Below are 22861 nucleotides of genomic sequence, written 5' to 3' on the forward strand. Positions count from 1 at the left end.
ATCATAAGTCATTATCAGAGAGTGACTTGCTAGAATCGAAAGATTTCTTTCAGTTGGGCAACTTGCTCGATTCGCAGCAGGTGATTTTCCTTCACGTACCGATTCCAAATCGGTAAAGTGACGGAACGGCTCGTCTCTTGGGCTTGTTTGGCCAAACCGAAGACGTCAATTTCTCCAGAAAAAACCGACCGAACCGACTCGCGAATCGCCCGTTTGACTGATTCTGGCACTTCTTGTTCGTCTCTTGTTTCCGAAGCAACGACCTGGGGAGCGACTTCCAAAGGCATAATATCGCTGTTTTCGTGAACGTAAACCACAGTCAAATCGTCGGTTACAAACACAAACCAGTCGTAAACTTCAGGCTCGAAGTATCCGTTGTATTCTTCATAGCCATAAGGATCGAGAGGAAACTGGGCCTGTTCCGCCTTCAATTCCATCGCAATCTCTTCCCCTGTATGCACTTGTGGCAAATCATCGAAAGAAATTTCGTCTGCCGGATGCGCCTGTGCGGCAAAGTAGGCCGCACTCTGAAACCAGGCCGCGACAAATTCATCGGAAACGACTTGTAACTGCCTGCCGGCCTTCCGCAGAGCTTGGATTTGAGAACCTAGAATCTCCCTCTTTTCTGGGGTATGCGTAGGGTTATTCGCAAAGAGGATGTCCCAACGGGCGACCATTTCGTCGGCTATATCGACGTTTTCAACTGGCTGAGCGATCTCGGCGAAACGATGATCCTGGGCAATGCTCCACTCAAGCGGCGGACGCTGCAATGCTTCGGCAATTCGGAACTCCAACTCCGGACGGAAGTCGGCATTCATTCGCACGCTAACCAAGGAATCGCGTGAGGGAATCTCGCCAGCTTTGGAAGCAGAACTAAAGAAGGCAGGGCCAATCGTACAGGCCAGTAGCAACAATAGAGTCTTGCGAACGGTCATCCTCTGTATCCTCCCAGAGTTTTTTCAATAGAACGCGGCCAGGAAAGCTAGAAAGTCCAGGTACCGCGTATTTGGTGGGCAATTTAGATAGAATAGGTTATCGGTGACTTCAAATTGAACCCATTAGTAGCATTGAATAAGACAGGCAAATTGTGCCAAAGAGATGCCGTCACATTCCGCACCTTTTTTCACAATGTGTGTCTCAACTATCAGCCGAAATCACCCTTAGCAGGCGACTGCCCTACTTCCAGAAAACTGGCCTAGATAGAGAATGGGTAAGCTTTTCTCGCAGGATCGCGACGAAGCGATTCCCTTTTGCATTGCGTTAATCTATGGACTTACTTCAAGCCGCCCATCCTTGGATCGCCATTGGAACGACCATTGGCGTTTTCCTGGCCATTCAATTTGTTCGCCGTGTCCCGGTTGATCTGCTCTTTCTGTTGGCCCTTTGTTTCGTCACGCTCACAGGCATTATTGACCCACGCACGGCAGTCGCCGGCTTTTCTAGCCGGGCGGTCATTGCGATCAGTGCCCTTTTGGTTGTCTCTGCTGGCTTACGTAAAACAGGCGTACTCGATTGGGTCGGCTCGAAGATCTTAGGTCGATCGACCAACGAACGTTCCGCTTTGTTACGTCTGACTGGGCCAATCGTTCTGTCTGCGGCCTTCGTTCTTAATACGGCCCTCGTGGCGATGATGATGCCGGTAATCATCGACTGGTGCCGCCAACGCAACCTATCGCCTTCCAAGCTTTTGCTCCCCTTGAGCTACCTCACGATTTTAGGTGGTGTATGCACCTTGATTGGGACGAGCACAACTTTGGTGGTTAACGAAAAGCTACGCGATAGCGTGGCAGAAATCGAACAAGAGATTCAACAACTTGAAGGCCAAATTTCTCGTGCCGTGGCAGACGAGAAACCTGCGTTAGAAAGCCAACTGGCCGAGCGGCAAACGCTGCTCACCAAAGTGCAACCGATGGGCTTTTTCGAGATCAGCTATATCGGCGTTCCGTGTGCTTTGGTGGGAAGTATTTACATGCTGCTCTTAGGACAGCGTTTTCTGCCTGGTCGACGTGACATTATTGTGCAACTCGGCGATCAACAGCGCGAATACCTCGTCGAAATGCAAGTTTTGCCTGAGTGCCCCATGATTGATCGAACCGTCGAAGACGCTGGCCTGCGTAACTTGCATGGCTTGTTCTTGATCGAAATTGATCGTGATGGCGATATTATCACCCCAGTGACCCCACGTGACTTTATCCGCTCAGGCGATCGCCTGGTGTTTACCGGTTTGGTGAGTACCATTGTCGACCTAGAAAAGACGCCAGGGTTGATTCCAGCGGCCGATCGCACCTACGAATTCCATCCTCAATCGCGTGTCCAGCGTCACTTAACTGAAGTGGTTCTCTCCCCCTCGTCACCGCTGGTGGGCACAACAGTGCGTAAAGCAAACTTCCGCCAGCTTTACAACGCAGCGGTCGTGGCTGTCCATCGCAATGGCGAACGCTTACCAAACAAGATTGGCAATATCATTCTCGAAGTTGGCGACACACTGTTGCTGCAAACTCGAAGTGATTTCATCGCTCAGCATCGTAACAATCGCGACTTCTACTTGGTCAGCAGTGTCGATAACTCTGAGCCACGACGCCACGATCGAGCCCTCCTCTCCGGTGGATTGATGATCGGCCTGATCATCTGGCTTTGCCTGACTTCGCTGCTCTCATCCTTTGGGATTACCAACGGCTGGGCGAGTCCGGCGATTGCCGCCACGACGGTAGCCAGTCTGATGATTTTGCTGCAGTGCTTGTCTGCCGCCGAAGCCCGTGCTTCGCTTGATATTCAAGTGATTGTTACCATCGCGGCAGCCCTGGGACTGGGGAATGCCCTGTGGGAAAGTGGTGCCGCGCAGATGATTGCCGAGGCTCTTGTGTCGGCGGTTGGCACCAATCCATATCTGCTTCTCGTGGTGATTTACATCATGACGGTATTGTTTACTGAGACCATCACCAACACGGCAGTCGCCGCCATCTTGCTACCGGTGGCGGTCGCCGTTGCCCAACAAAGTGCGACCAATCCACGTCCTTTTATCATGGCCATCGCCATCGGGGCTTCCATGGCGTTTCTCACGCCGATTGGCTATCAAACAAACTTGATGGTCATGGGCCCAGGCGGCTACACACCCCGCGACTATCTCCGCTCAGGCATTCCTCTGGCAGTTCTCATCGCTGTCACCGCGCTCACGCTCATTCCACGCATCTGGGCGTTTTAGCGCTTTTTTATAGCTAAACGGATAGATGTTTTCGAGGGTCAAGTAATCTTCAGGCTACCATCTTCGTTGAAGTCAAACGCGCCGTAGGCGACTTCCCAGAGGTAGCCATCGAGATCTGAAAAATAGCCGGAGTAGCCACCCCAAAAGGTGTCTTGCCCCGGCTTTTCTATTGCGCCACCGGCGGCTTGGGCGCGGTTTAATACCTGATCGACTTCCTCTTTTTCACGCACGTTGTGGGCAAGCGTGATTCCAGGAAATTTTGATTTTTGCTGTCCAATCCAAGCTTCCCCCACATCTTCGGCAAGTTTATCGAAGGGGTATAACGCCAAGCATGTACCGCTGGTTTGAAAGAAAACAACACCACGGTCCCCGGTCCATGTTGTCGGCAAACCAAGTCCATCGCGATAAAATTCGAGCGCGCGGGGCAAGTCTTCTACGCCCAAAGTGACAAGGCTAATTCGAGGCTCCATTACGTAAGACTCCTATTCTCAGTGCGAAAAATGCAGCAAGCCCGTTAACGATAGCTTAGCGAGTTGGGTCAGCGAACCCCTGTTGGCTAATCTTTCGGTACACAAAGCATTCTCTTTTTCCCCTAAAACTGCCTACAATACGAAGGTCCACCTTCTCCAGCGATCGACAGAAAGGCGCGCATGTTCGACTACGAGTTTTCCATGGAACGTCCCTGGTTCCTAGTCTTACTGCTTTTCGTGCCGATCTTATGGACCGTGTCGTGGAAAAGCTTAACCGTTAACGGACGTTGGCGGTGGCTACTCGCCAATGGTCTCCGCACGCTGCTTTGCCTGCTGGTTATTCTGGCCCTGGCCGAGGTCCAACTCGTGCGGAAGAACGATCGCTTGACGGTGATCTATCTGATCGATCGCTCTTTGAGTATTCCGCCAGACCGTCTTGATGAAGTCGTCGATTACGTTCGCTCCACGGCCAACACGTTTCGTAGACCGTCGCCAGATGATCGCGTGGGCGTGGTCACGTTTGGTGGTGATGCGGCCATCGAGATTCCCCCTTGGCCTGGCGACCTCTTCCTGCACTCCCGGTTTGAAACCAACATTGACCGGCAACAAACCAACTTGGAAGCTGCCCTGAATCTAGCCCAAGCAGCCTTTCCCATGGATGCCGCCAAACGCATTGTGATCGTAACCGACGGCCAGGAAACGCTCGGCAACGCAATGCAAACCGCCACGGCGATCACCCAGTCAGGGATTGGCATCGACGTGGTTCCCGTAACCTCGTATTCCCAAGGAGAAATCTCGATCGAGAAGATCTCCACCCCATCTAAGGCCCGTGAGAAGACACCGTTTCATGTCCAAGTTGTCTTAAAGAATAAGCCTGGTGAACATTGGGACCAAGAAGCTGCCCAGAAGCCGGTGCCAGGCAATATCCGTGTGATCCGCAGCGGTGGTGGTCACGAAACGGTTGTCGTCGATCAGCAGATTGAACTGGAACCAGGCACAAGGGTCTTCACCTTTCAAGACGAACTGCCCGATGGTGGCTTCTACACCTATGATGCGGCCTTCACGCCAGACAAGCGCGGACTCGATGGCTTTACACAAAACAACCAGGCGAGCAGCTTTACCCATGTCGAGTCTAGCGGTCAGGTTCTCTTAATCGTGGACGCGAACCGTCCGAACGAGTTCGCCGAGTTAGTGGCGATGCTGGAGAGGAATCACCTGAAAGTTACCGTTCAGCCGAGCAATCAGTTGTTCACCCGTTTATCGGATCTGCAGCCGTACGATTTGGTGATTCTGGGCAATGTGGCTCGCAGCACCGGCGACACCAACGGCATCACCGCGTTTAGCGATGCCCAAATGCAGATGTTGGCCGATAACACGCGCAATCTCGGGGCTGGGCTGATGATGCTAGGCGGGCCCGATAGCTTTGGCGCTGGCGGTTGGGCAAATACCCCGATCGAAGAAGCCATGCCGCTCGATTTCCAGATCAAAGATGCGAAAGTTGTCCCGGTTGGTGCGTTGATGCTGGTTATCGACAAGTCAGGATCGATGTCGGGCGAGAAGATCCATTGGAGCAAAGCCGCAGCACGTGAAGCCTTACGAGCACTCGGGCCGCGTGACTACATCGGAGTTACCACTTTCGATTCGGCAATGCAACGAGCCGTTCCGTTACAACGAGCCGAGAACCGCCAATTTGTACTGCAAATGATCTCTCGCTTAGGAGCCGATGGGGGAACCAATATGTTTCCCGCTATGGAAGATGGTTTCCGCCAGTTGGAAGCCAACGAGGCAGCGGTGAAACATATGATTGTGCTTACCGATGGGCAAACCTCGCCGGCTGATTTCGCTCGTTTGACCCAACAAATTTCCGCTCGCGGGATTACCGTCAGCACGGTCGCCGTGGGACAAGACGCCGACGTCCGGCTGCTGAACCAAATTGCCGCGATGGGGCGAGGCAAGTACTACCAAGTGACCTCTCCGAAAGCGATTCCGCGTATCTTTATGCAAGAGGCCCGGCGTGTCGCCCGCCCATTGATATTTGAAAAGGAAACCGGCATCCAACCTTATTTAGCAGGCGATCACGAGATCTTAAAGGGACTACCGTCTGCTTTTCTTCCGGTTAAGGGGTACGTCATGACGACCCCCAAAGACAGCCCCTTGGTCGACATTCCCTTGATGCTACCAGAACCAGTTGGCCAGTCGAACGCTTTGCTGGCGACATGGCAATATGGCATCGGACGAAGTGTCTGCTGGACGAGCGACGCAGGTCAACGCTGGACCCATGATTGGACTGGCTGGGATGGTTTCGAAAAGCAGTTTCTGCAGATGGTTCGTTGGAGCATGCGAAGTACCGACAACAACACGAACTATCTGGTCGCCACCGAGGTTCAAGGGCAAAAAGTTAAAGTGACGTTGAATGCCCTGGACGACGAAGGCAATTTCGTGAACTTTTCGTCCCCTCAACTTCACGGCGTGGGACCGCAATCGGCCATCATCAGCGAATCACTAAAGCAAGTCGCTCCTGGTAGGTATGAAGGAGAATTCGAAGCGGCAAAGACAGGCCCTCACTTTATCGCGATCGCGCCGAACCCCGGCCAGTCACCACTACGCATTGGAATTAACGTGCAGAACTCGCAAGAGTTTCGAGAGCATCGCGACCATCTACCGATGCTCCAACGGATGGCCGCGTTGGTTCCCCCTGGCGGTCAGCCTGGTCAGGTCTTCAACCTTGACATGACGCCAGAACAACTCGCTTCAATCGACACAACACCGTTCCGCCACGACCTGGCCAAGGCCAGCACCCAGCGGCCGATTTGGTACTTGATTCTCGTTGGATCGGCCTGTTTATTTTTGGTGGATATCGCCAATCGTCGCGTCTTGTGGAGCTTTGTTTGGGCACACACCTTGTGGGATCGCTTACGAAGAAGACCTTCCCAACAGCCAGCCCAAGATCAAGCTCTGGAACGCCTCAAGGCTCAGAAACAGTCATTGAATCGACAATGGCACGATGAGTTCGCCAATAGCTCGGTCGATACTTCGACCGAGCCGGTGCATGAAGCAATCATTATGACCACGGAAACCCCAACCAACCCTCCACGCGAGCAACCAGGACTCGACACGCCGGAAGACAAAGGCTACCTCAATCGCCTCTTACATGCGAAGCGTCAAGCCAGAAACGACGAGAAGTCGGATAAGAACGATCACAGCAATTAACCGGCTATGACTTGTCGCATTGCCTGACACACCTGTTAGGCAATGCGACATGATAGGCCCAGCCCCTTTGAGATCGGGTAGAAACTCGCCTGTTTTCTGACCATCGACGCTGTAAGCCCATGGTATGTTTTTTGCGTACCCAAAAGCTACTCCGTCTCCGATCATGTGTTCGTTAGTGAGAAAAGAGGTCGTTGTGATTATTTCCCGCCGCCTATTTGTTGGTCTTACTCCTTGTTTGTTGCTAACGTTCGGCTCGCTGGGCATTGCTGCGGAGTCGCCGATTTCTAACGAGTCTCAGAAGAAGCTCGACCAGATCGTCAGCAAAGGCCTGAAGTATCTGGAAACGAAAGGCCAAGCAGAAGATGGTTCGTTCACGGCCCAAGCCGGTCCAGGCTTAACCGCGTTGGCACTAACAAGCGCCTTACGCAACGGCAAAACGGTAGACGATCCGGTGGTGGCCAAAGGGCTCAAAGCTTTAGAAGGTTTCGTTAAGCCAGACGGCGGAATCTATGGCAACGGCCGCCTCCGCAACTACGAAACATGCGTGGCGATGCTGTGCTTTGAAGAGGCCAACAACGATGGCCGCTACAACGATTTACTGAAAAAAGCCCGAGCTTTTGTCACAGGGCTGCAATACGGCGACGGCAATATGAAGCAAGGCGACGTCTGGTTTGGCGGGGTTGGTTACAGCGGAGCTGGCCGCCCAGACCTTTCCAATACGGCCTACCTAGTCGAGGCGTTGTTTGACACAGGAAGCGAAGCCGATAACGAAGCAATTCAAAACGCGTTGGTCTTTATTTCTCGATGTCAGAACCTTTCCAGCAAATACAACACCACACAGTTCGCCGACAAAGTAAACGACGGTGGCTTCTTCTACGAGATCCCACGAGAAAAAATCGATCCTTCGACTTCGCCTGATCGTTATACAGAGAACGGCGGAATCCGCAGCTACGGTTCGATGACTTATGCCGGTCTGAAAAGCATGATTTATGCCGGTTTGACCAAAGACGATCCGCGTGTGAAAGCAGCCACCCAGTGGGTGACCGAAAACTACAGCGTGGATACCAACCCAGGCATGGGCAACGCCGGGCTGTACTACTACTATCACACCTTCGCGGCAGGCTTGGGAACCGCTGGCATTGACGAACTGACGGATGCCGCTGGCAACAAACACAACTGGCGTGAAGACCTAATCAACGAACTCGCCAAACGCCAGCACGAGGACGGCTCGTGGGCCAACGAGAATGGCCGTTGGTTCGAGAACGATAAAAACCTAGCCACTGCGTTCGCGTTGATGGCACTTTCCTATTGTGACGCTGACACGAAACCAACCCAAACGCAGCCTGCGAAGTAAGTTGTGTGCAGCTAGTTCAGCATTATTGCTCACACGTGCATGAACCGTGTGAGCTTGAATCCCACGATGCAAGGCTCAGCAGACGACCTCACCCCTGAAACGAATCTCTCCCCTCCGAAAACTCGCCGGGGAAGATTCTTAGCTGGTATTCTCTGGTTCCGCGATCTGCTGCTCGGGCGGCATCCAGTGGTGCTGTGGGTCGTGAATGCGAGCGTGTTATTGCTACTTGCCAGCTGGGTAATCTGGGATGCTCGCTTCACGTCTACTTGGGACCAGTTGGAATACGAACTCGGCCTTTCGCCCGATACTTCCAAACTCGACGAATTCGCCACGACGTTTTTTTTGCAGTGGAAGATTTATCTTCTTGGAGGCGTTCTCACTGTTGCTGCAATTAGCCTGGGGCTGATGACCGTTGGCCTAACGATGGGTGCCCGTGGCCATCGCGCCCTTTCTTCCTGGATGGTCGCTCTCTCGCTGGCTTGCTGTTGGCTTGGCTTAGCAAGCGGTTGGGACGAAATGATCTGGGTGGGCAAACGCTTGCGAATCGATTCCCAGATTGCCGCTTTTCAACCAATCGCCCAGTCGCTCGGTACCGACTGGCCAACTGCCGATGGCGATCGCCCTGAGCTTGGCCCTTTCATGGCCTACCCAGCTGGCAAGCCGAAAACACTTATCTTGTTAACTACGCCTGAGATCGCCCAGCACGGGCTGACGTTCAGCAGTGTTGAAAAATCGGACCAAGGGGGAATTCGGTTCCAACTATCGGGTCAAGAGCGGGGCGTATGGCTCGAATGGCATCCTACAGGGCAAACGCCTGCTTCATTTGTTGGTGGTCTTCTAGAGCCTCACTTTCTTAAAAAATCGATTCCCTTGGGGGATGGGTGGTTTCTGGTGCGATACGATCAATCGGGAATGGCCTCGTAGTTTAAAGATTTGGCTGACGGAAAAACTGCCAAACCTTTCCCCCCACGGGATTTAGTCTTGGATGATTATGGCAAATAACCTTTGCTTAATCTATTAATAATTGATATCATCTACCCTCCAGGCCAGGACCAGAAAAAAACAATACTTATCTTTCTTTTTAACCTGCCCATTTATGACGCGTTCGCGTCAGATTTCATTTTCCAAACTCATCGGGTATCTAAGGAATCCTAAGCATGTCGCGCGCTTCTCGGAACCAAGGTTTTACCTTGGTAGAATTACTTGTCGTGATTGCCATTATTGGCGTCTTAATTGCTCTTTTGCTGCCGGCGGTGCAACAAGCCCGTGAAGCAGCTCGTCGTATGCAATGCACCAACCACATGAAACAGTGGGGGCTGTCATTTCATAACTACCACGACGTTCTCAAATCGCTTCCTTTCGGAGCGACCAATAACAAACGCCATACCTGGGTTGTCAGCTTGTGGCCCTACATGGAACAGACCAACATTGCCGACGCCTACGACTACAACAAGCACTTCTATGAAGCACCCAATATCGTTCAAAACACCTTTAATGGTGTCACAGCCCAGATGATCGAGTTCTATCATTGTCCGAGCCAAGGTGGTGGCCGCTACAACACTTCGGATGCCTACTGGCGAGCCCGAGTTCATTACGCGGTGAACTATGGGAACGTAACAATTCCTAACGGCAGCCCCACCAACGAAGGCCCTACCAGCGCTCCATTCGGTTTCGACGGTTCAACCGGTGCCCTGAATGAAAAACCACGTAGTTCTGATTTCTCAGCCTTCCGAGATGGCTTGAGCAACACGATGCTCATGTCCGAAATGCGTACTCATTCCAACGACGCGGCCAAAGATCACCGTGGGGATGCCTTTAACGACGATGCTGCTGGCGGCGGTTTCATGACCGTTCTAACACCAAACTCGTCCGCTCCAGATACAACTTCTTCTGCATGGTGCGACAATAAGCCAGAAATCGGTATGCCATGTACTGGTGGTACCAACGAACATCATGCGGCTCGCAGTAATCACCCTGGTGGCGTGCAGGTTCTGCTCGGTGACGGGTCGTGTCGTTTCGTTACTGAAACGATTGCGCTTAACGTTTGGCGAGCAGCCGGTAGCACCGAAGGCTCGGAGACATTCAGCTGGTAAACCGCTGATTACCGTTGACTGAATCTTTTCCTCACGTGGGACACGTTTTACAGGTGTCCCACGTTTCAACCATGATGCTAGGAACTACGATGCTGGCTAGAAAATATGGTGTTTTCGTCTTGGCGTTAGGCACCTTAACACTACTGACGGTCGGTTGTGGCGGTCCAAAATCGGACAAGCTGGAAATGACCGGCAAAGTGACCCTTGATGGTCAACCTCTGCAAGAGGGTGCGATTACCATCGAAGCAACCGACGATAAAGGTGGCGTTGATGGCGGTATGATTACTGACGGCGAATACAAAGTGCTGACCACGCCCGGCGATAAGTTGATAAAGATCAACGCCACAAAAGTAGTAGGCCAAAAGAAAACCTACAACACGCCTGATAGCCCTACTGAAGACGTCGTTAAAGAGATCATTCCGCCTAAGTACAATACTCGCTCCGATATCAAAGTAACCGTCACCGCAGACGCAGCTTCGCACGATTTTACTTTGGAGTCGAAGAAGTAATCTTTCGCGAAACGACTAACCGGTCTCTGGAAACATTCCCCGGACCGTATCAACGAACAATGACTCGATCGACCTATCGTTGGCGATCGAGTCTTGTAGACGCGGATGCACAAAAACCCGCACCTTCTTGACGTAGTCGTCGAACTGCCGTTTAGCCAAGGTCTCGACCATGGGCGAAACATCTCCCAACGCGCGATACTTGCCCGCCTTGAGGTCAAGCACATCGATATTAAATTGCACTTCCAACTTTACCGGGGGAGCATCAATCAATATCTCGTGCGGAGCGACACGCCGCGACAAGTGTCGGGAAAGGGTTGTGGCGAACTGATCACTCAGTTCCACTAACCAATCATACGGCCGCCGCGCAATCAAATGAAATAACTCGGCGTGCTCGAAAAACGAATACTCGAATAGCTGCTTGTAAAGCCGACGCGTAGGCCCAAACAGCCCGTCCAACAGGTCGCAAGCTGGCCCATTGCCAGCAGCATCGCGCATGGATTCCACCATCGGCCGTTCCGTCAGGCGAAAGAGCGTGTCGAGCTCTAACTGGGGACGCAGCATAAAGAAGGCTCGCTGTAACATCGCCGTCGCACTACGCACAGCATGATGCCAGTAGACTTCGCTAAACATGACATAGCGTGCAAACACCATCATCTCGGCAGCGGTTCGCCCTTTGTTGGTCAGAGCCAGCTTGTCCCCTGCTTCGCTGACGCACAAACTAGCAATCAGACGCTGCTGATCGAAGTTCCGGCCATACGGTACCCCGGCGTGCAAACTATCGCGTTGCAAATAATCGAGCTTATCGACATCGATTGGCCCTGAAATCACACTTTGCATCAGCTTAACCTTGCTGCTTCTCCCCTTTTCGGAAAGAAAGCTGACAACATCCCGAGGCGTAATTCCCCAGTCGTCGCGCAAGCAGTCGGCAACTTCCCCTTCTAGCAGGAAGCTATTGGCAAACAATTCGTGCTGCGGCACGCCGCTTAAACGCATGTCTTCAATCGGATGACAAAACGGCCAATGCCCCAAGTCGTGCAGCAGCGACGCCACGATCATCAGTTCGGCGTCTTTGGTTTCAATCACCTCCGCAAATGCCGGAACATGCGCTAACCGCTGCAGATAAAGCAGCATCGTCCGGTAAACGCCCAAGCTATGCTCGAACCGCGTGTGATGGGCGGCCGGGAAGACGAGCGAGACCAGCCCCAACTGGCTGATTTGGACCAAACGACGAAACTCGGCCGTATCAACTAAATGGCGAACCCGCCGAGTCATGGGAACGTCCAACTCGGGAGGGATACGAATAACGTCGGCCCGCGATTGCAGCCCGACCACTTCCGGAATATCAAGCAGATTACTCATGAGCGCCGGTATACCCGAACCGAGGGCAATAGAAAAGCGGTCGTCACAATCGTTAGGAATGAACGGAGGCGTTTTTTTTACAGCGGGACACACATAACAAGAGGAGCGTAACCACCGATTTCAGCGATTTCGCGGCTAGAAATTTTATTCGACTTGGGCGAGTCCAACGCTCGCAGCAATCCCGCCTAGCCTTCTTCCCCCAAAAAGCGGGCCCCAAAAGCCCAATCTAGGCACTTGGGCCTGATCGGTCTAAAATACTCGATTTCCCCCTTGAACTTTGGCGTTTACTGACCCATCCGCGAGGAACAGAACCTTGTATCGCACACACACTTGCGGCGAATTACGAAAATCCGAAGTTGGCCAAACCGTCACCCTGGCGGGCTGGGTCGACACCTACCGCGACCATGGGGGAGGATTGTTCGTCGATCTTCGCGATCGGTACGGCAAGACGCAATTGGTATTCAGCAGTGATAGCGGTAGCGAAGTCCAACAGCTTTCCCGCGGTCTGCGCAACGAAGACGTGATCCAAGTCGTCGGCAAGGTCGAACCGCGCCCCGATGGCACGGTTAACCCGAAGCTGGTTACCGGCGAGGTCGAAATCAAGGTCGAAAAGCTTGTCATCCTCAACAAGTGCAAGACGCCTCCGTTCTTCCCTAGCCAAATGGACATGCCAGGCGAAGACCTCCGTCTGAAGCACCGCTATCTCGATTTGCGTCGTCAGCAGATGCAACAAACGCTGCTACTGCGAAGCCGGATCATCAAGTTAATGCGGGATTACTTCGACCAGCATGACTTTATCGACGTTGAAACGCCGATCCTCGGCCGCAGCACGCCGGAAGGGGCACGCGACTATCTCGTGCCTAGCCGCGTCCACCATGGCGAATTTTACGCCTTGCCGCAGTCGCCCCAGCTTTACAAGCAAATCTTGATGATGGCTGGCTACGACCGCTACGTTCAGGTTGCCCGTTGTTTCCGCGACGAAGACCTCCGAGCCGACCGCCAGCCAGAGTTCACCCAGTTGGACCTCGAAATGGCCTTCTGCGAGATGGACGATGTCATCGACATCATCGACGGCCTGGTTGCCAAAGTCGCCCAAGAAGTCCTGGGCGTCGAGTTAAGCGGTCCCCTGCCCCGCATGACCTATGACGAAGCGATGGAACGTTTCGGCCACGACGCACCTGACCTGCGTTTTGGCTTAGAGATCGTCGACGCCACCGATCTGGCGGCTGAAGCGGAGTTCCGCGTTTTCAAAGCCGTCGCCGACGCTGGTAACCGGGTACGTGGTATCTGCGCGAAGGGTGCTGCCGATAAGTACTCGCGCCGCTTGATCGACGACATGACCTCGATGGTCCAAGACGACTTCGGCGCTAAGGGTTTGGCTTGGTTCAAGGTCGAAGCCGATGGCACACTCAACTCGCCAATCGCGAAAAACTTCACGCCCGAACTGCTGGCGAAGTTCAAGGAACGCTTCGCCGCCGAACCAGGCGACTTGATTTTGATTGTCGCCGACAAGTTCGAGGTCACCTGCAAAGCCCTTTACGGTTTGCGGAAGAAGCTGGGTGTGGAACTCAAACTGTACGATCCTGAAGCGATGCACTTCAGCTGGATCGTCGAGTTCCCGATGTTCGACTACGACGAAGAAGAAGGCCGCTGGGTTGCGATGCATCACCCATTCACGGCCCCACGTCCGCAAGACATCGAACTGCTGGACAGCGATCCCGGAAAATGCCGCGCGTTGGCCTACGACCTGGTAATTAACGGCAGTGAAGCTGGCGGCGGTACGATTCGTATCCACGATAACGCGACCCAGCAAAAAGTCTTCGGCTTATTGGGGATGTCTGTAGAAGACGCCAAGAATCGCTTCGGATTCCTGCTCGACGCTTTACAATACGGTGCCCCGCCGCACGGTGGGATTGCTCTGGGGATCGATCGCTGGGTGATGCTGTTTGGTCACTTGGACAATATCCGCGACTGCATCGCGTTCCCCAAAACCCAACGCGCCGCCGACCTAATGACCGACGCCCCCAGCACGGTCGATCGCAAACAGTTAGAAGAACTGGCGATCAAGGTTTTGCGGCTGGACGAAGTTAAGAAGTAACGCCAAGGCGCAAACTTCTACTTATTCAACTTACTTCGGCGAATGGTATGATTTTACTCGCCGGAGTCAATGATTGAGAGGAGAATGCTTCTCCCATGCCGCAGGGATTCGCGGTCTGTTTTTTACCAGTTCGGACCAGGAGAATTTTCATGCGCAGCTTTGCCGTTTCCCTTGCCTTGCTTTTCGTGGCAGTCTCTTCCGCCCAAGCCGAAGTTAAGACGAAAGTCATTCAGTACCAGGTCGGCGATAAGACGTTCGATGGGTTCCTTGCCTACGACGACGCGATTAAAGGCCCGCGTCCTGGCGTGGTGGTTTTCCACGAGTGGTGGGGCCTGAATGACTACGCCAAAAAACGAACCGAGATGCTGGCCGAACTCGGCTACGTTGCCTTCGCCGCCGATATGTATGGCGACGGTAAGTTCGTCGATCATCCGAAAGACGCCGCTGGAATGGCGGGCCAAGTCAAAGCGAACGTCGCCGAGTGGCAAAAGCGAGCCACCGCCGCACTCGATATTCTCAAGAAACAGCCGCAGTGCGATCCCGATAAGCTCGCTGCGATTGGCTACTGCTTTGGTGGCTCAACCGCTTTGGAACTAGCCTACACCGGCGCCGATCTGGCTGCCGTCGCGACCTTCCATGCCGCGTTGCCAACGCCTACCGAAGAACAAGCCGAAGCCATCAAAGCGAAAGTGCTCGTGTGCAATGGTGCGGACGACAGCTTCATTCCCCAGACGGCCATCAATGCTTTCAAAGAAAAGCTGGCCGACGCCAAGGTTGATTTGAACTTTGTTTCTTTCCCAGGTGCTGTGCATAGCTTTACCGTGGAAGATGCTGGCAAGCACAACAACCCTGGCATGCAGTACAACAAATCTGCCGACGAAAAATCGTGGGCGTTGCTGCTTGAACTGCTGAAAAAGAATTTGGGCAGCTAACGAGTTGGTTTCGCCGGAGCGTGCTGCTGGAAGTAATCGAGCCAATCGGCCAAGATCGCTCCCTGAATGCTCTTCTGCTGGCGATACTCCTTTGGCGTTGTGCCCCAATAAAAACTGGTCAGGCCAGCGGTGATTGGCCTGACCTCAATTAAAAACGTATCCGCTTCTTCCAGCGAACACTTGAGCGGGAAAAACTCTTCGATCACCAGCGGCTTGCCAATGTCGTAGATCTTTAAAGCCTCAACCGCTTTATCGAGTTTGCCGCTCTCTGGGTAGAAATGAACGCTGACAAAGCTCAGCGGGGCCGAAGCTTCTGGACTATAAAACACAGGCTTTGCATTAGGCCAAACATGGGCCCAAGGAATGACGCCAACGGTGATCAGCGTGTGCGAATCGACTTCCCGGATCGCGTCAGTTAGTTTCTTCACCCACGCTGCGGCGACTTCCTTGTTATCGCGTCCGGCCATGTCGGTCGTAAGCCGCTGTACAAAGTACTTGTCTCCCAGCGGCGGCCCGACCAGCCACTGCTTTGGCTCTTTGCCGCCCCCCAGCACCGGTTCGTTCATCAAGTCGTAGCAAAAAATGGCCGGGCTATCTTTGCACGTCGCGGCGACTGCCTGCCAGAAATTGGCCTGGACCTGCCAGCGATCTGCTTCCGACAACTCGTCGTACCACGCTGGCACATCCTGTTTGTGATAACATCCCAGGCCAGTCACGTTGAGATAAAGCTTCGTTCGTTCGGCCAGATTCACCAAGTCGGCGAGCTTCTGCAGATTTTGCTGGTTCGGCTCGCTGGCCGACGTCATGAACTTGGCGAGTTGCAGATGAATGCGAACCACATTCAGGCCCAGCGACTTCATCTCGGCAAAGTCTTCTTCGACCGTCGGCCACTCGTCTTGCCAATAGTCCTCGATCAATCGCCCGTCTCGATCGTGGTCGTAGTTCACTCCCCACACATAGAACGGCTGCTCTGTGTCCTCCAACTGAAAGCCTTTGCCATCTTCGGAAAGCACCACGCGAGGTAAAGCGTTACGTACGGTATCCTGAGCGAACAGAGCCGCAGGAACACTCCCCAGCACCAAAGCTAGAATTGAAACGGCTTTCACGAAACGTCTCCTTGGTGAGTAAGGAAGAGAAGTTCCTTCAGCTTACTCGTTTTGCATCGTGGTTGCTTCCATATTGTCCTGATACCGGCGAAAGCCAACCGCGAACTTTCCTCCGAGATAACCTAATAACAAGAACCAAAACGTCTCGCCGGTACGCTGAAATGTGGTCGTCGTGGGCGCGTAATCAAAATAGATCCTAGGCAAATTCAAACTTTGGTCTGGACCACTGAAATAGTCCTTGTTGGGGCCGAAACCTACCAGGCCGCCGACTGGCTGCCCTTCTTTATCGCGAACCAATCCGTCGGGTGTAACAGAAAGTGTTTGGGAATCTACCATGGTGTCGCCATCAAGCACAAAGACTCTTCGCGACACAGGGTCCCTCAGTTGATCCCAGATCCATTGGGTTGGTATCTCGGTAGGATTTATCTTTGAGACAACGCCATAGAAAGCTGCGGCCAGGGCAAACCCGATCGCAAAAGTTCGCCACTCTTTACGTCCTGTGAACGCAAGCACCAACATCGCGATAAGGATCAGCATGGCCAACAACATCGCCAACTGCCAAACCAGCTTGGTTGCCCACATCGAACCAAGTACCACAATTCCCACGGTCATCACAAAGAGGAATTCGCGGATGGTCCATTGCAACAGCGGCTTTTGTTTCCCCAACTCTTAATTCCTTCTACAACAAAAAAAGGCGGCCCGTTTCCGAGCCGCCATATTAAGTTGTTTTCTTAGGCGAAGCGAGCTTACCGCGAAGCGACGTAGATTCGCACGCTACGTTCCGGCATGACAAACTTGCCGGCTGCAGGCGGGCGAGGACCGTTAAGGTCTGGGTAGACATCGCTGGGCGAAGTCGCTGCCGTGTCGACAAACATTCGCCAGCTTGTTCCCTTGGCCACCGGGGGCAGGATGAACTGCTGTGGTGAGGCACTGCCGTTCATCAGCAATAGCACGTCGCGGCCAATTTGTTCAGGGTCGGTTTCCTTGCTCGGAGCCGCGAAAAGGCACGTCAGCATCGAATCACCACTGTCCCAATCGACGGCGGTACCGAGGTTGTTGTACCAGTTCACGTCGTACAAGCCGCGGCGACCGGTTGGGTAGCCACCCAGGAAGTGCTTCTGACGGACGGTCGGCTGATCGCGACGGAAGGCGATCAATGCTCGCACGAAACGCCGCATCTCGTCGTTCTTCTTGACCAGCTTCCAATCGAGCCACGAGATTTCGTTGTCTTGGCAGTAGGCATTGTTGTTACCGTGCTGCGTACGACGAATTTCGTCACCCATCAGAATCATCGGCACACCCTGCGACAACAGCAGCGTACAGAACATATTCTTGATCTGTTGGTTACGGATCTTCTCGATACTGGCTCGCTTGGTCGGCCCTTCCACACCATAGTTGTAACTCAGGTTGTGGTTGTCGCCGTCGCGGTTCCCTTCCCCGTTCGCCTCGTTGTGCTTGTGGTTGTACGACACCAGGTCGTTCATCGGGAAGCCATCGTGCGAGGTGATGAAGTTAATGCTGTGATACGGCTGACGACCGCCGGCCTGGTAAAGGTCGCTGGAACCAGCCAAGCGAGTGGCCAAGGCACCAAGCTTGTGTGGCTCGCCTTTCCAGAAGCTGCGGATGTCGTCTCGGTACCGACCATTCCATTCCGCCCAACGTAAATTGGCGAACGAACCGACCTGGTACGCTCCAGCGGCATCCCATGCTTCGGCAATGATCTTGGTATCGGCCAGCATCGGGTCTTCGGCAATCGCTTCGACCAGCGGCGGATTGGCCACCAGGTTACCGCTGCGATCACGGCTGAGAATCGAGGCCAGGTCGAAACGGAAGCCGTCGACGTGGTAGTTGTGCACCCAGTGCCGCAAGCTGTTAAAGATCATCTCGCGAACGATTGGATGGTTACCGTTGACCGTATTACCGCAACCAGAGTAATTCTTGTACTCGCGGCCGCCGTTGGCCAGCATGTAATAGACATGATTCTCGAGCCCCTTAAAGCTAAGGATCGGCCCTTTCTCATTCCCTTCACAGGTATGGTTGTAAACCACATCAAGGATCACCTCGATGCCGGCCTGGTGCAGGGCTTTGACCATTTCCTTAAATTCGCGAACCTGACCACCTGGCGTTTTGCTTGCCGCATAGCCACGGTGCGGGGCGAAGAAGGCCATCGAGTCGTAGCCCCAATAGTTACCGCGCGTCGGCGTTTTGCCGGTAACCATGTCCATAATGGGGAACTCGTGGATCGGCATCAGTTCGACTGCCGTCACTCCGAGCGACTTTAAGTATGGGATCTTCTCGATCACCCCCAAGTAGGTGCCGGGATGCTTTACCGTGCTTGAATCGTCTGCCGTGAAACCTTTAACGTGCATCTCGTAGATGATCGTTTCACTCAGGTCTCGTTTCAGGTGGCGATCCCCTTCCCAGTTAAAACTCTCGTCAACGACAACACACTTCGGCGGACGAATGATTCCGTCGGTCGAAGCCTGAAACGTGCCGGCCAGCGCTTTGGCATAAGGGTCGATCAAGCGAGCGCGGCCATCAAACAACATCCCCTGATCAGGGTTGTAAGGGCCTTCCGCTTGAAAATGATATAGCTGCCCGGCGGAAAGCCCGGGAATGAAAATACTCCAGATATCTCCCCAGCGGTCCGTCTCGCGGTCGAAATCAATGATTTCCGACGGCTCGCGATCGTCGACGTTGTTGTACAACAACAGACGCATCGCCGTGGCGGATCGGCTAAAGACAACAAACCGAACGCCGCGTTCGTGCAAGATGGCTCCATAGGGAAGCACATGGGAAAATTGCAGCTCCGGATGCGGATGAACCATAAGCATAGGTGACTGTTCCGATCTAACCTTCAACGAATCAATTCTCGTGGGACGTGATAAAACACTACCACCAAAATGCTGAAAGCACGGAGAAGACACCCCTCCTAAAACCAAATTTTTTACTTCAAAACACGTGATGCATCATCTAGCGAAATAATAGCTTAGGGCGAAAGAGTAAGCCTTGCGTTGAGTTTACCGATTCGAAGGAATGCGACCTACCGCTTGGCCTTCCTAAGCGCGTTAAAACCGCATCAGCTACTTCAGCCCTTCCCATGGCTTTCTTCCTTTGCAATCATCGGACCAAATAGAATAGCTTGCCCTATCCACCGTGGTGCAGATTTCCTATTTATCCAATTTTTCCGATACATTTTAACCACGTCCTCCTGCGAAATTGAGCCCCAACCCCTCTTAGGTAGCTAACAAGCAAGCTGTTTTTCCCCAATTCGTGGGACATTACCGCTTCTAAAACGACTTTTTTTTCGCCGGTTGCCATATTGGACCGTTTTTCCCTTTAAAAAGCAGACTCTAACGCCCACCTTGTCTAGGAAAACGAATTCACCACCGAAGTAGACCCACGATTGCTTGCGATGGTGCGTTGACAACTTCGCTCATCCCCTCGAAAATCTGGCATCGAAGCTAGCTGTTTTTCCTTCGCCCCATTCAGCAAGACCGTAATGGCAAAAGCCACCTATAAAGATGCCGGCGTCGATCTAGACGTTTACGCAGAATCGATGTCCCGTCTTCCTCGACTGGTCAAGCGGACCTTTTCCCCCCGCGTGATGCAGCTCGATGGCGGGTTTGCCGGGCTATTCAAGCTCGACTTCGACAACGCTCTCTTCGCTCGCAAGTACGAGGATCCTGTCCTTATCTCTTGCACCGACGGGGTTGGCACCAAAATTAAGCTGGCGATCGACAGCGGCAAGCACAACACCGTTGGCATCGACTTGGTCGCGATGTGCGTGAATGACGCAATTTGTTGCGGCGCCGAACCGCTCTTCTTTCTCGACTACATCGCCATGGGGAAAGACGATCCGGAATTGCTGGAACAATTGGTCACCGGTATCACCAACGGCTGCGTCGACAGCGATTGCGCCCTGATTGGTGGCGAAACGGCCATCATGCCCGATCTGTACAAGATTGGCGATTACGACATGGCCGGCTTCTGCGTTGGCGTGGCGGATCGCAAGCATCTGATCGACGGCAAGGCGATTGCCGAAGGAGATGTTGTGCTCGGCCTATCTTCTAGCGGGGTCCATTCCAATGGCTTCAGCCTAGTGCGGAAAGTTGTCTTCGAGATCGCTGGCCTTTCGCTGGATGATCATATCGAGGCCCTCGGAGGTACCGTCGGCGAAACGCTCCTAACCCCCACCAAGATTTACGTCCAACCAGTCCGTCATGTTCTTTCACACTACAAGATCAAGAACGTCGTCCATGGTATCGCTCACATCACTGGTGGTGGCCTGCAAGAAAACCTGGAACGCATCTTGCCGAAAGATGTTGATGTCGAGATCAAGAAAGGGAGTTGGCCCGACCTCCCCGTCTTCCCTTGGCTGCAGGAACTAGGCGAAATCGAAGACGAGGAAATGGGCCGCGTCTTCAACATGGGGATTGGCTTGGTCGTGATCGTCAGTAGCTACTATGCCGCCAGTGTACAAAAGATGCTGGCCGAAGGTGGCTGCGATGTCTTCGAGATTGGCAAGGTCACCTCAGGCAGTGGCCAAGTCCACCTCCGATAGCCCACCTGCTAAGTTCCAAAGCCGTGGCTGACCGGCAAGCATCTCGGTCAGCACGTCCGGACACCCTTTCGGAATCGGAAAAGCGGCAACCATCGCACTTCGCCCTGGCTCGATCGTCCCGAACGAATCCTCTACGCCCAGCGCAAACGCGGCATCCTTAGTCACCATACCCAGTAACTGCTCCTCGGGAATGTCTGGAAATTCTCGCTGCACGAATTGAACTTCCCGCCATAAATTCAAATCGGGATTGGAAGCCCGCGAATCAGTCCCCAGCACGACAGAAACGCCTTGGGCCAGCAGATCTTCAATGAGGTGTCGATCGTGATGAAAATAGGCATGTGTCCGTGGGCAATAACAAACCGACATCGTCTCAGCATGCTCGGCCAAAAACGCGATTTCGGTTTCGTGCAGGTAGTTCCCATGCACCACCATGGCTCGATAAGCTTGGGAAAGCTGCTTGAGGTAAGCCAATACCCGCTTTCCCCCCGGAAAATCTGTCTGGTTGAATAAGCCCATGTTCTCGAGCATGGTCCGAAACGGTCCGGCCCCCTCCTCTAATAATTGCAGTTCCTCTAAGGTTTCAGCCAAGTGCATCGCCAGCGGCAACTGCTGGGCAGCCGACAGAGAAACGCAATGCTCGACCATATCCATCCTTATAGAATATGGGGCATGTGGACTAATCCCTGGCGAAATATTCTTCAGCGACCAAGGATAAATGGCATGCTCTTCGGCCTGGGCCAAACGCTCGACAGAAATTTTCGGATCGAGCCCCAACACCTCCAGCAGAGAGACAACATAAACCTGCGGGTTCTCGTACGCAGTTTCGATGAGTGGTAACGTTGCGATCTCTCCGACCACGCCTACCCCATGTTGGGCCGATTGCCGTAAGCCGCTGCGAACTGCTTCCGCTTTTTCGACCGCGATGTTTTCACCAAAACCTTGCCGGTAGCGGATGACCTCGGTAATCCACTTCGGAAATGAAATTCCCTGGGTTCCTAGCGGTCCCTCGAGATTGCTGAACTCGAGGTGGGTGTGGGCATTAACCAACGCTGGCATGACCGCCCATTCGCGCAGGTCGATCGCCTCCGAAGACTGCCCTCCCTCTTCGATCGCCACAATTTGACCATCTTCCACGAACAGCGTGGCATCTTGCAGCGGCAGGCCTGAGATCGTGTACACCCAGCCCAGGCGATATTTCCAGATCATGATGCGACCTCGCGATTGAGTTGCGTCCGTAGTTGCTGCCAAACAGGGGAATCGTTCCAAGCATCGGTCAACGGAGCGGTGATATCCACCATTTCATCGACCATCGGATGCCGAAATTGCAACTGCCGGGCATGCAACGCAATGTGCTGATGACGCAGATCTTCCACCGCTGGTCCAAACGACTCGGTTGCCCCGTACAGCTGATCCCCCCAAACCGGGCAACCACGAGCCGCGCATTGCAAACGAATTTGGTGATATCGCCCGGTCAGCAGTTCCACCTCAAGCAGCGTGTACCGCTCGAATCGGGCAAGCACTCGGTAGGCCAGTTCGGCCCGCTTAGCACCTTGCGCCGATTCGTCCACCACTTCCCCTTGAGCGACATCGGGGATCTTGCGAACAAAATCGTGCCACTCACCCTGATCCTCGGCTGGGCTTCCTTCGACGATCGCCCAATATTTCTTGCGAACGGTTCGCTCGCGAAACTGTGCCGCCAGCCGCTGGGCGGCGCGGACATTGCGACAAAACACGATTGCTCCAGAAACAGGACGATCAAGCCGGTGAATGATCGCCAGATAGATGTTGCCGGTTTTCCCTTCCCGCTGCTTGTAGAACTCGCGCAGCTGAGTTTCCAGGTTATCGATCCCTGGGGGTGCCTGAGTCAACAAACCTGCCTTTTTCTGCACGCAGATGCAAGGGCCTTTTTCGTACAAGATGTCAAACGGGGGCGTGATTGAGCTTTCATTCATGCGGCCCATTAT

General features: G+C 53.6%; 17 protein-coding genes. 9 read left to right on the plus strand and 8 right to left on the minus strand.

Going from position 1 to position 22861, the window contains the following annotated elements; translation table 11 throughout:
* Positions 1-29 precede the first annotated feature (29 nt).
* A complete protein-coding gene (locus DTL42_RS06005; protein ID WP_114367743.1) occupies positions 30-935 on the minus strand; it encodes a hypothetical protein in 906 nt (301 codons plus the stop codon).
* 332 nt (positions 936-1267) lie between these two features.
* On the opposite strand from DTL42_RS06005, the gene DTL42_RS06010 reads away from it, so the two are divergent.
* A complete protein-coding gene (locus tag DTL42_RS06010) occupies positions 1268-3202 on the plus strand; it encodes an SLC13 family permease (protein WP_114367744.1) in 1935 nt (644 codons plus the stop codon).
* A 38-nt stretch (positions 3203-3240) separates the two neighbouring features.
* On the opposite strand, the gene DTL42_RS06015 is transcribed toward DTL42_RS06010, so the two are convergent.
* Positions 3241-3672, minus strand: coding sequence for a VOC family protein (locus DTL42_RS06015; protein WP_114367745.1), 432 nt, complete (start codon positions 3670-3672; stop codon positions 3241-3243).
* Positions 3673-3873: 201 nt separating this feature from the next.
* On the opposite strand from DTL42_RS06015, the gene DTL42_RS06020 reads away from it, so the two are divergent.
* The 5 genes from DTL42_RS06020 to DTL42_RS06040 all read left to right on the plus strand — a co-directional run bounded on the left by DTL42_RS06020 (position 3874) and on the right by DTL42_RS06040 (position 10838).
* A complete protein-coding gene (locus DTL42_RS06020; RefSeq protein ID WP_158545251.1) occupies positions 3874-6882 on the plus strand; it encodes a VWA domain-containing protein in 3009 nt (1002 codons plus the stop codon).
* A 256-nt stretch (positions 6883-7138) separates the two neighbouring features.
* Complete coding sequence (locus DTL42_RS06025) at positions 7139-8236, plus strand: prenyltransferase/squalene oxidase repeat-containing protein (protein WP_199590064.1); 1098 nt, start codon at positions 7139-7141, stop codon at positions 8234-8236.
* A 66-nt stretch (positions 8237-8302) separates the two neighbouring features.
* Complete coding sequence (locus DTL42_RS06030) at positions 8303-9160, plus strand: hypothetical protein (protein ID WP_147274174.1); 858 nt, start codon at positions 8303-8305, stop codon at positions 9158-9160.
* A 233-nt stretch (positions 9161-9393) separates the two neighbouring features.
* Complete coding sequence (locus DTL42_RS06035) at positions 9394-10329, plus strand: DUF1559 domain-containing protein (RefSeq protein ID WP_114367748.1); 936 nt, start codon at positions 9394-9396, stop codon at positions 10327-10329.
* An 89-nt stretch (positions 10330-10418) separates the two neighbouring features.
* Entirely contained in the window at positions 10419-10838 is a 420-nt protein-coding gene (locus DTL42_RS06040; RefSeq protein WP_114367749.1) for a hypothetical protein, read from the plus strand.
* A 15-nt stretch (positions 10839-10853) separates the two neighbouring features.
* Here the strand turns inward: DTL42_RS06040 and DTL42_RS06045 are convergent, their stop codons facing one another.
* The gene (locus DTL42_RS06045) at positions 10854-12197 is read right to left on the minus strand and encodes an HD domain-containing protein (RefSeq protein WP_114368025.1); all 1344 of its coding nucleotides are present in this window, start codon (positions 12195-12197) and stop codon (positions 10854-10856) included.
* A gap of 313 nt (positions 12198-12510) precedes the next feature.
* On the opposite strand from DTL42_RS06045, the gene aspS reads away from it, so the two are divergent.
* Positions 12511-14295 (plus strand): aspartate--tRNA ligase, encoded by a 1785-nt coding sequence (gene aspS / locus DTL42_RS06050; RefSeq protein ID WP_114367750.1) that lies wholly within the window; start codon positions 12511-12513, stop codon positions 14293-14295.
* 149 nt (positions 14296-14444) lie between these two features.
* Positions 14445-15227, plus strand: coding sequence for a dienelactone hydrolase family protein (locus DTL42_RS06055; protein WP_114367751.1), 783 nt, complete (start codon positions 14445-14447; stop codon positions 15225-15227).
* Here DTL42_RS06055 and DTL42_RS06060 read toward each other — a convergent pair.
* The 3 genes from DTL42_RS06060 to glgX form a co-directional block, all read right to left on the minus strand.
* On the minus strand, positions 15224-16333 hold the full coding sequence (locus DTL42_RS06060) for a cellulase family glycosylhydrolase (protein WP_234824087.1): 1110 nt from the start codon (positions 16331-16333) through the stop codon (positions 15224-15226). The two genes, DTL42_RS06055 and DTL42_RS06060, sit on opposite strands and share 4 nt — an antisense overlap.
* 42 nt (positions 16334-16375) lie before the next feature.
* Positions 16376-16999, minus strand: coding sequence for a hypothetical protein (locus DTL42_RS06065; RefSeq protein WP_114367752.1), 624 nt, complete (start codon positions 16997-16999; stop codon positions 16376-16378).
* Positions 17000-17079: 80 nt separating this feature from the next.
* Positions 17080-19167 carry a glycogen debranching protein GlgX gene (glgX, locus tag DTL42_RS06070; RefSeq protein WP_114367753.1) on the minus strand — a complete coding sequence of 696 codons (2088 nt, stop codon included), beginning with the start codon at positions 19165-19167 and terminating at the stop codon, positions 17080-17082.
* Positions 19168-19835: 668 nt separating this feature from the next.
* Here glgX and purM point away from each other — a divergent pair.
* Positions 19836-20897, plus strand: a complete 1062-nt coding sequence (gene purM / locus DTL42_RS06075) for a phosphoribosylformylglycinamidine cyclo-ligase (protein ID WP_114367754.1) — start codon at positions 19836-19838, stop codon at positions 20895-20897.
* Here the strand turns inward: purM and DTL42_RS06080 are convergent.
* Both DTL42_RS06080 and DTL42_RS06085 read right to left on the minus strand, forming a co-directional pair.
* Positions 20868-22103 carry an amidohydrolase family protein gene (locus DTL42_RS06080; RefSeq protein ID WP_114367755.1) on the minus strand — a complete coding sequence of 412 codons (1236 nt, stop codon included), beginning with the start codon at positions 22101-22103 and terminating at the stop codon, positions 20868-20870. The genes purM and DTL42_RS06080 overlap by 30 nt on opposite strands.
* Positions 22100-22849 (minus strand): RluA family pseudouridine synthase, encoded by a 750-nt coding sequence (locus tag DTL42_RS06085; protein WP_158545252.1) that lies wholly within the window; start codon positions 22847-22849, stop codon positions 22100-22102. The genes DTL42_RS06080 and DTL42_RS06085 overlap by 4 nt, the downstream gene beginning before the upstream one ends.
* Positions 22850-22861: the final 12 nt, after the last annotated feature.

Origin of the sequence: Bremerella cremea (genome assembly GCF_003335505.1) — a bacterium.
Lineage (GTDB): Bacteria > Planctomycetota > Planctomycetia > Pirellulales > Pirellulaceae > Bremerella > Bremerella cremea_A.